This window comes from Pseudomonas sp. xss_2 (assembly GCF_043104195.1).
Taxonomy (GTDB): domain Bacteria; phylum Pseudomonadota; class Gammaproteobacteria; order Pseudomonadales; family Pseudomonadaceae; genus Aquipseudomonas; species Aquipseudomonas urmiensis.
This window is the reverse complement of sequence record NZ_JBICKL010000057.1, coordinates 164,687-174,765: the sequence shown is the minus strand read 5'-3', so window position 1 is coordinate 174,765 and position 10,079 is coordinate 164,687. Positions and strand designations below refer to the sequence as shown.

At 61.4% G+C, this 10,079-nt stretch carries 6 protein-coding genes; 1 reads left to right on the top strand and 5 read right to left on the bottom strand.

The annotated features are described in order from the left end of the window. Positions 1 to 87: 87 nt before the first annotated feature. From ACF8K2_RS14270 to ACF8K2_RS14250, 5 genes are all read right to left on the bottom strand, one after another. Positions 88 to 492 carry a TraR/DksA family transcriptional regulator gene (locus tag ACF8K2_RS14270; protein ID WP_264234918.1) on the bottom strand — a complete coding sequence of 135 codons (405 nt, stop codon included), beginning with the start codon at positions 490 to 492 and terminating at the stop codon, positions 88 to 90. Positions 493 to 708: 216 nt separating this feature from the next. Continuing rightward, positions 709 to 2,373, bottom strand: a complete 1,665-nt coding sequence (locus tag ACF8K2_RS14265; RefSeq protein ID WP_186555764.1) for a NahK/ErcS family hybrid sensor histidine kinase/response regulator — start codon at positions 2,371 to 2,373, stop codon at positions 709 to 711. Then, complete coding sequence (ercA, locus tag ACF8K2_RS14260) at positions 2,357 to 3,520, bottom strand: alcohol dehydrogenase-like regulatory protein ErcA (protein WP_392465373.1); 1,164 nt, start codon at positions 3,518 to 3,520, stop codon at positions 2,357 to 2,359. Before ercA ends, ACF8K2_RS14265 begins: the two co-directional genes overlap by 17 nt. A 108-nt stretch (positions 3,521 to 3,628) precedes the next feature. Then, positions 3,629 to 3,700, bottom strand: coding sequence for a pyrroloquinoline quinone precursor peptide PqqA (gene pqqA, locus ACF8K2_RS14255; protein ID WP_009394664.1), 72 nt, complete (start codon positions 3,698 to 3,700; stop codon positions 3,629 to 3,631). Positions 3,701 to 3,804: 104 nt separating this feature from the next. Further along, entirely contained in the window at positions 3,805 to 5,325 is a 1,521-nt protein-coding gene (locus ACF8K2_RS14250) for an aldehyde dehydrogenase family protein (protein ID WP_392465371.1), read from the bottom strand. Between the two features lie 187 nt (positions 5,326 to 5,512). Between ACF8K2_RS14250 and ACF8K2_RS14245 the strand changes: the two genes are divergently transcribed. Beyond that, positions 5,513 to 10,063 carry a hypothetical protein gene (locus ACF8K2_RS14245; RefSeq protein WP_392465369.1) on the top strand — a complete coding sequence of 1,517 codons (4,551 nt, stop codon included), beginning with the start codon at positions 5,513 to 5,515 and terminating at the stop codon, positions 10,061 to 10,063. The last annotated feature ends 16 nt before the right edge of the window (positions 10,064 to 10,079 follow it).

Below are 10,079 nucleotides of genomic sequence, written 5' to 3'. Positions count from 1 at the left end.
GCAGCGGCGACGCAAAGGCCATGGGCGGGCAAGAAAACGCAAAAAGCCCCAGGGATCGCTCCGTGGGGCCATGCGACAAACGCTGGATCAGATCTGGCGCTGGTGGCGGCCGATCTGCTCGTGGCGCTCTTGGGCTTCGATGCAGTACTTGGTGGTCGGGCTGATCAGCAAGCGCTGCAGGCCAATTGGCTCGCCGCTGTCTTCGCACCAGCCAAAGCTGTCGTCACCAATTCGGCCCAGGGCCATCTCCAGCTGCGGCAGCAAGCGCTGGTCGCGCTCGATGCCGTTGACCAGCCAGTGACGCTCTTCCTCGACCGATGCCACGTCAGCTGGGTCCGAAGGGGTATCCAGGCTTTCAATGGTAATGCGGCTCTGCTCGATGCGCTCGTGGGTATCTACCTTCATCGCTTGCAGCAGCTGGGCAAAGAACTCCAGCTGTTCAGCGTTCATGTAGTCATCGGCCGACATGGCCAGCAACTGTTCCTTGGTCATCGATTTCTCTATGAAAAAATGTGCATTTGGGCGATTCAAATGTCGCCCACGCCAGTGCGAGGGCAACGGAATTCTTCAAGCGCCAACCGGCACTCTTTTACAGGGGGCGGCAGTCTAAGGCGACACGTCGCACGGGGCAACAGGGATTGGGCCGCAATTGTCCGAAATGACGCGGAATCCGCCCATCGGCCAGATATCTCCTACTTATGGCCAGCCCTACCCTAACAATTGGCTCAAGACCGCACGCAATTTGCCCGGTTTGACCGGTTTGTTCAGCAGGGGTGCCTTGAGCCGCTGCATGGCGCGCCGACTTTGCTCGCTGCGATCGGCGGTGATCATCACCGCAGGGATGGCGCAGGCGAAGTGCGACCTCAAGTCGCGGACCACATCGCAGCCGGTCAGGCCATGGTCAAGGTGAAAGTCCGCCAGCACCAGTTCTGGAGGGCGATCCTGCAACACCTGCAACGATTCGTCCAGATCCCCCGCAGTAACCACCTCGCATCCCCATTGGGCGAGCAGCGCAGCCATGCTCTGGCGGATGCTCAACTCATTGTCCAGTACCAGCAGGCGTCGCCCAGGCAGCGGGTCGCCGACACGGGCCTGAGGCAGGGACAGGCTGCCCTGGGCGGGCTGCTCATTGGATAACGGCACTTCAATACTGAACACCGAGCCGCGCCCCGGCCAAGACCGGACATCGATGCGGCAATCCAGGATCCGCGCAATGCGCTCGACGATCGCCAAGCCCAAACCCACGCCTTTGCGGTCGACAGCGCGGCCGACATCGAGCTGGTTGAATTCCAGGAAGATCGATTGCAGCCGATCCGCAGCAATACCCCGGCCACTGTCCCAAACCTCGATGCGCAGCCGCTCACCGCGCTGGCGCCAGCCCATCAGCACCCGACCGTGCTCGGTGTAACGACAGGCATTGCTCAAGAAATTACGCAGGATGCGCGTCAGCAGACGCATATCGGTACGCACCACACGCTGGCCACCCCGCACCCGCAAAGCCAGCCCTGCAGCCTCGGCCACCGACTGGAATTCCGAATCCAGGGGCAGCAGCAGATCGTCCAGGCGGTAGTAGTCCAGATCAGGCTTGATCGCCGCCTGATCCAGGCGGGAGATGTCAAGCAGGTCGGTGAGCAGGTCTTCGGCGCCTTCCAGCGCCTGGTGCGCCCGCTCGACCAGCAACCCTTCAGCCTGGGCCAAGGGCCGCTCGCGCAGGGTCGAGATCAGCAGCCGGGCAGCATTGAGCGGTTGCAGCAGGTCATGACTGGCGGCGGCCAGGTACTTGTCCTTGCTCAGGTTGGCCGCTTGCGCAGCGTCACGTGCCTCGATCAGTTCGTTGGTGCGTTCGGCGACCCGCAGCTCAAGCTGGTCGTTGAGTTGCTGCAAATGTGCCTGGGCCTGCTTGCGCTCGGTGATATCTGCGACAAACCCTTCTACTACGCCCACCTCATCTGGACGCAGCAGCAGGTTCATCAACACATCGATGCTGCTGCCGTCACGCCGGCGCAAGCGGGTCTCATAGCCCAGCAGGGCATGCTCGCGCTGGAGCACCTGGACAATCTCCTGCAGCTCATCTGTGCCACGGTCGAATAACAAGCTGGCCAGGTCGCTGCGCGAGAACAGCAACGCCTGCGGCTGATCGAAACCGAGCATGCGCGCCAAGGCAGGATTAGCCGCCCGCATGCCTTGCTCCAAGCTGGCCTGGAAGATCCCATGTACCGCGTGCTCGAACAGCCACTTGTAGCGATTGCGCTCTGCCTCCAACTCCTCCAGGCGCACCGCCAACTCCGGGTAATGGCTCTTGCGCACGGTGTGGTTGGACAACCCCAGCAGCCCAGCCAGGGCATCGGCGCTGGGCTCAGAGGGCCTCGCCATACACCACCTCGACATCACGCAGGCTGGAGTTCCTCGGGTTGGTGAGGATGCACGGGTCATCCATGGCGTGACGCGACAAAAATGGGATATCGCTGCTACCCACCCCGTGCAAGCCAAGCGTTTCATGGAAACCCACCGCATGCTTGAGGGCGATCAGATGCTCGACCAAGCGCTTGCGTACCTGCTCATGGTTCAGGCCACGGCAATCGATACCCAAGGTTTGGGCGATCACCTTGAAGCGATCTGGCGCGGCGCTGTAGTTGAACGCCACCACATGCTCGACCAGCACCGCATTGCACAGCCCATGCGGAAGATCGAGAAAGCCGCCCAGGCTATGCGACATCGCATGCACCGCGCCAAGGATGGCATTGGAAAACGCCAGGCCCGCCTGCATGCTGCCCAGCATGACTTTTTCGCGCAGGGCGATATCGTTGGGGCTGGCGATCATCTGCACCAGGTTGCCATTGATCAGGCGCATCGCCTCCAGTGCATGCGGGTCGGTCAGCGGCCCGTGGCCGGTAGAGACGAACGCCTCGATGGCATGCACCAGGGCATCGATGCCGGTGCAGGCAGACAGGAACGGATCCATGCTCAAGGTGGTTTCGGGGTCGATCAACGACACATCCGGCACCACTGCCTTGCTGACGATGGAAAACTTCATCCGCTCTTGCTGGTTGGAAATGATCACGAACTGCGAAACATCGGCAGAGGTGCCCGCCGTGGTGGGGATCAGGATCAGCGGCGGGCTCGGCACGCGAATGGTGTCGACCCCTTCGAACTCAAGAATGTGCCGGCCGTGGGCGACCACGATGCCAATACCCTTGGCGCAGTCCATCGGGCTGCCGCCGCCAACGGCGACGATCACATCGCACTGTTCGCTGCGGTAACGTTCGGCGCCGGCCATCACCTCTTCGACCCGCGGATTGGGCGAGACGTCGGTGTACAGGCAGTAGTCGATGCCCTGCCCTTGCAGACTGGCTTCGATATCGGCCACCCATCCGGCAGCCACCACACCCGGGTCGCTGACCAGCAGCACCTTGCGCGCACCGAACGTGCGGGCATAGTTGGCGACATGGTGCCTGCAACCGGCACCAAAGATGATTTCGGGGGAAACGAACTTGCGCAACTGGCTCAGATTCGGGCTCATGCAACGCCTATTGTTCTTGTCGTAGTGTTCCTGAGCCTAAAGCATCCAGCAGGGTTTGTAATCAAGGTGAGCGCCGGCCGCCGCACACAGCGACCGGCGCCTGGAGGATCAACGGTTGGCGAAGTACATGGTCACTTCGAAACCGATACGCAGATCAGTGAACGCGGGCTTTTTCCACATAGGTTCATCCTCTTCTGGCACCACGAGATTGCGGTGCGTTTATTGATACACCGTTTCCGGTGCACTGCCATTGCTACTTTAGGACCGGTTACGACCCGTACCGATCAAAAAAAGCCCAGGGGATTGATGTCGTAACTGACCAGCAGGTTCTTGGTCTGCTGGTAGTGATCGAGCATCATCTTGTGGGTTTCACGGCCTACGCCGGATTTCTTGTAGCCGCCGAAAGCGGCGTGGGCCGGATACAGATGGTAGCAGTTGGTCCACACTCGGCCAGCCTTGATCCCCCGCCCCATGCGATAGGCGCGGTTGATGTCGCGGGTCCACACCCCGGCCCCGAGGCCAAACTCGGTATCGTTGGCAATCGCCAGCGCCTCGGCCTCATCCTTGAAGGTAGTGATGCTGACCACCGGACCGAAGATTTCCTCCTGGAACACGCGCATCTGGTTATTGCCCTTGAGCAGGGTCGGCTGGATGTAATAACCGCTGGCAAGCTCACCCTCAAGTCGCTCGGCCCGGCCGCCAGTCAGCAGCTCAGCGCCCTCCTGCTCGGCAATTTCAAGGTAGGAGAGAATCTTGTCGAACTGCTGCTCGGAGGCCTGGGCGCCGACCATGGTCGCGGTGTCCAGCGGGTTGCCGCGCTTGATCTGTTTGATCTTTTCCAGCACCACCTGGATGAATTGCGGATAGATCGACTCCTGCACCAGCGCCCGCGACGGACAGGTACACACCTCGCCCTGGTTGAAGAACGCCAGCACCAGCCCTTCGGCGGCCTTGTCGATAAAGGCAGGTTCGGCTTGCAGGATGTCCTCGAAGAAGATGTTCGGCGACTTGCCGCCCAGCTCCACAGTGGAAGGAATGATGTTTTCGGCTGCGCATTTCATGATGTGCGAGCCTACCGGGGTGGAGCCGGTAAAGGCGATCTTGGCGATGCGTTTGCTGGTGGCCAGCGCCTCGCCCGCTTCACGGCCCAAACCATGGACGATGTTGAATACGCCGGCAGGCAGCAGATCGCTGACCAGTTCGGCCAGCAGGGTGATCGATTGCGGGGTCTGCTCGGCCGGTTTGAGCACCACGCAGTTACCCGCAGCCAAGGCCGGCGCGAGCTTCCAGGCGGCCATCAGCAGTGGGAAGTTCCACGGAATGATTTGCCCAACCACCCCCAACGGTTCGTGGAAGTGATAAGCCACAGTGCCGTCATTGATCTCGGCAGCGCCGCCTTCCTGGGCGCGGATACAGCCGGCGAAGTAACGAAAGTGATCCGCCGCCAGCGGCACATCGGCATTGAGCGTCTCGCGGATGGCCTTGCCGTTGTCCCAGGTTTCGGTGATCGCCAGCTTCTCAAGGTTGGCCTCGATGCGATCGGCGATCTTCAGCAAGATCAGCGAGCGCTCCTGCACCGAGGTTCGGCCCCAGGCATCGGCAGCGGCGTGTGCGGCATCCAGTGCACGCTCGATATCAGCGGCGCCGGAACGGGGGAACTCGGCGATCGGCTGGCCATTGACCGGTGATGAATTGGTGAAGTATTCACCGGCAACCGGCGCAACGAACTCACCGCCGATGTAGTTGCCATAGCGCAATCTGAACTGAACGAGGGCACCGGGGGTGCCGGGTGCGGCGTAGATCATGGGAAGAGCCTCGGCTGGACTGGGCCTGTCGCGCTGACAGGCGGTGTCTGGATTCTAGGGACGCCGGCGGCGCCGACGAATCAGCCGATGGGCGCACTTGACTGGTTCCTTGGTATCAACCGGTTAACACCCATCAACCCCAGCTCAAAGGCTTGATGCAGGTCCATCAACTACGGCTGGAACCCTCATGGATCTGCATCAACGCCTTGCCCAATACAGCGCCCTGGAGTGCCAGGTCGCCAAACGCTTCAGCTCTCGCCCGACGCTGCTGGAAGTAGCCACCGGTATGCTTCGCCAGCAGTGGTCTGCGCAGCATATAAGCAACCGCTACGATCCCTTGAACATCTACCTGGTCAGCCGCGAATCAGCCGACCTTGCCTGGATACGCCCACTGCCCCAGGTTGTCGTGGAGCGTTTCTGCCTGCGCCGTACCCTGAACCTGATCGATGGCGAAGACAGCCTTTCAATGCGCGAGGATGGTGACCCCAGCGGCAAGGTATATGTCGACCTGCACAAGGTTGAAACGCTGATCAACGCCTGTGCGCCGTTCTTGCTCGATATCTACAAACAGGCCCTGGTCAGCTACTGGAGCCAGTTTGACCGCAGCGGGCAAACGCCCTGGGGCTGGTACGCCAGCCACCTGCAAGAGCAACTCAAGCTGGCCATCGACGCAAGCCAACCCGACAACGCTCAGTCGACCTTTGCCAACAGCCTCGCCCGCCTGGTACAGCGCTATCCAGACCACGTCCAACGCAATCTGCGACCCAATGCCGAGAACCTGAGCGTGTCGAACCTGCAACTGGACTTTTCCAAGGCCGGTTTCATGGACGAGGACATGGCCAGCGCGGTGCTGATCGAACACCCTTGCCAAAGCCCAGAGCGCAACGTTCACCTGCTGTACACCTTGGGCGGAATTCTCTACCCGTTCGCTTCGCGCCAAGCACTGCTCAGCGCCATAACCAGACATTGGCCTGCGCAAGCGGCAGACCTGCCACGCCAAGTATCTATCGAACCGTCGCTGGGGCAGGTGTTCGAGGTTCAGGCCAGCACCCTGTTGAACCAGCAACTCAACCTGATCGATCAGCTAGCTCCAGGCTATCGCACACGCCAGCAGGCCCTCACCCTTGAACTGGACCTTGATCGGCTGACGGCCATGCTCGACCTGTGTAGCGCCAGTGAAGCCGATCAACGGCGAGGCTTGATCAGCCAACTGCCGGATTGGCTACGCGATGCCCAAGCCCAGACGTTGGTGCGCTATAGCACCCTGCTGTTGAACGTGGCACAGGCTTACAAGAATGCCAACGGCCAGTTCTGGCTCGACGACGTCGCCACTGCCGAGCAATTCGCCAACCAGGCGTTGGCGGCGCGCTTTAACCTTGATCACCCTGGCCAGCCGCTGGATCCCAACCAGGTGCGGGTCATCAATCACCAGACCATTGCCGCCGCCAGCCCCGCACAGGGTGCGCCATTCGTCGCTGGTGAAGTGCGCAGCGTAGAACTGTCCCTGGCCCAATTGGCCATCGGCAATCTTGGCTTGCTCAAGCCCGGGCGGGTCGAGCTACTGTCCAGCACCGAGCAGGCACTGCCGAAATGGATGAACGAGGCCTATGTACGCACCCTCGTTACCCAACTCGACATCGCCAGCCGCTACCCACAGATGCTCACCACGAAGTTGCTCGATAATCCGTCCCAACGCCAACACCGCCAACGTCTGCTGGCCAATCAACTGCGCTCACAGCTGCCAACGCTAGCCCTGGAATTGCACCTGCGTGGCCAGGGTATCGGGATCGATGCCGCAGACCACATCGCCCAGGTCTTCAGCCCAGTGCCGGTCGAGGAAGCGCTGCGTTGGGTACTAAGGCCGCTGGGCTTCATCAAGTCGGCAGGGGCAGCCCCCGATCATCCGCTCAATACCTGGTTGATCGAACCCCTGCGCCCCGGCCATACACCTTGCCTGCTGTATCGCCCGCTGCATCGCCAATCGCTGTTGGCGTTTAGCGACCGCATGGCCTTGTTCGTTGCCATCAGCACCCCCGGCCCACTGCAAGATGACCTGTTGCAGCGGCTGCCGGCCGTTGATCGCAAGGTATACGCCCATGGCGGGTTCGTTGAACCGCACCTGTTCTACCCACTGGATGACACCAGCGCCATCCCCTTCGGCGCCCCGCCCCCGGTGGAGCTGGCGACCGAAGCCCCCGCAAGTGACCCGGCTCAGGCCTTGTATCAAGGCTGTGTCGAGGAATCCATCCAGCGTTTTCGCGAACACTCCGCTACCAGTGCCCAGACCCGCTGGAACAGTTGGAAAGAGCTCAGTTGGCTGCTATTCAACACCTTGCTGCCACTGGCCGGTGAGACCCTGGGCAGGGTAGCTTGGCTGGCGCAGATGGAAGTGGCCCTGGCCGAGTACGTTGACCTCGAGCCGCAAACCGAACCTGGCAAGCAGCGCCTGGCATTGGTCAATCTGCTGCTCAATGTCGCGATGCTATTGTTTTCCCATTCGATGTTCCGCATGCGCCTGGAGCTGGATGAATCTGCTCAGCCGAACGAGGTCCAGCCCCTGCAACCCGATCAGCCGCTTGCCCAGGCGCAGCCCTCGACACTGCCTGCCATGTTGGATTTCAGCTGGGCACGGGCGCAACCTGCGCTGTCAGCCATCCAACGCACGGCGCTGGCGCAGTTGCAGTCGACACTCAGCTACCATGAACTGGGCAGCGCCATCCCCCATGGCCCTCTATGGGGCCTCTACCTGCATCAGGACAGGCTCTGGGCGGTCGTGGAAGGCAAGGTCTACCCGGTCATGCTCGATCCTCAACAGAACCAGGTACGCATCGCCGCGCAGACACCTGAACAGACCTATGGCCCGTGGTTGAGGCGCGACGAATCCGGGCGCTGGCAGTTGGATCTGAGCCTGCGCCTGCGCGGCGGCATGCCATTGGACGAACGACTGCGCCAACGTCAACAGCGGCTGGCCGAGCAGTGCAAACCACTCGATGCCCAGCTCGATGAAGAAATGGCTGCCAGCAAACTGTGGGAACAAAAGCTCAAAGTCGTCACCAACCTGGCCAATAGCACCAGCGAACAGAGCGTACTCAATAGCTGCCTGATCACCGCCAGGACAGTTTCGTCAGCCTGGTCCGAGCATGTGCGCCACGCCGACGCCCGTAATGCCATCATGCCGATGGCCGATTATGCGACCGTGCGCGCCCAAGGCCTGCACCAAGACAGCCTGTGCTTGCAACTGATCGAGCTGATTTTGCGCAAGCTGTGGAAGCCCAAGCGCGAACAGCTGTTGGCACTGGCCCGGCGCCAGGAAACCGGAGCTGTGCTCAGCCCTGCCGAGCTGGCCGACGCAACCGACCGGCTCAACGAAATGGCGCCGTTGCTGGAGCAAAGGATCAGCAACATCGATGCGCTCAAAGCGCGCCAATTGGAGCTGGGCAAGATGGCCAGCCGCACTCGCTCCGATATTGCCCATGCACATCGCCAGGCATGCTGGGTCGATGCCGGGCCCGAGAAAGCCCTGATACTGCGTTTCATGCACTTGGAATCATTGGTCAACCGAATGATTCTGGTGCATGGCGTGACTGACGACGACGCCGCTTTCTGGCTGGAGCGCTGCTGGACCAACATCCAACTGGGCATCGGCCAGCGCATCAAGCTGTTCGAACACGATGACCTGAGCGAAGAGGTGCAGGTTCGCCTGCTACGCAGCATCCATGAGCAATTCAACGCCGCCAAGCGCCAGTTGGGCAACCTCATGCCACTGTACGAGCAAACGCCCGCGGCGTTAGAGACCCTGACGCGGTTGGATCAGGCCCTGGACTCAGTCATCGGCAGGGTGACCCAAGACCTGGGCGAACTGCCCAATTATCCTCCAGTCAAGACCCTCGCCCAGCTGCGACGCAATTTGCCCGGGCTGATCGAGACCAGCGAGCATGGTCTGCTTCTGGGAGAGCCGAGCGCCAATGACAGCAACATCGTGCAAATTGCCGGCCCCGACGGGCAGAGCCCGGCGCAAACCTACCGTCTCGATCAAGGCGCCTGGCGTGAGGTTGCAGCGCCGCCAGCAGCGCCTGCGCGCAACCGTCAAGCGCTGGCGCAGCTGCTTGGCGACAGCACCCGCTTGATGGACCGTGCCCGTGCAGAGGTGCAAAGGCTTGGCGCCTACAGCGCTAGTAACTACTTACCGATCGAGCTCGAAGAGTTGGTCCATCATCAGCGCGACAAACTGCGGGCTCAGGTCAGCGCCATCGAACAGCGCCTGACCGAGCACAATCAGGTCGATGAAGCTGGCGACGGTGAGAGTGCCGCCCAGATGATCCAGGCGCTCGACACCCTGGCCACGCAGTTCGATGAGCAAGCCATCACCCTGCGAACTCGCGCCGCGCTTGCCCAGCGCCCTCGCATGGCCGAAGTGCAGTATCTGATCGACAACCATCAGGTGACCGTCAGCCCCATCGGGACACGCACTCGCCTGGCCAAGGTCAAAGGCAGGCCAGACGACTTCCTCGACGAGTACGCCATCAATTACCAAGGGCGCACCCTGTGGTTCGCGCATTTTCACTATGCGGCCAACAACACCGCCAGAGCGCAGTTCACCGTAGGTCATCTGAAGACGGCGGCGCAGCGCCATAGCGCCGGCCAGCAGGCCAACGACCCAGTGACCGGCAGGCCGGTTGCGGTATATCGCGCGCCGATAACCGCAGCTGCCGCGCAGCGTTACTTCTTTTCGACTTGAACCTTGTCCGGATCCG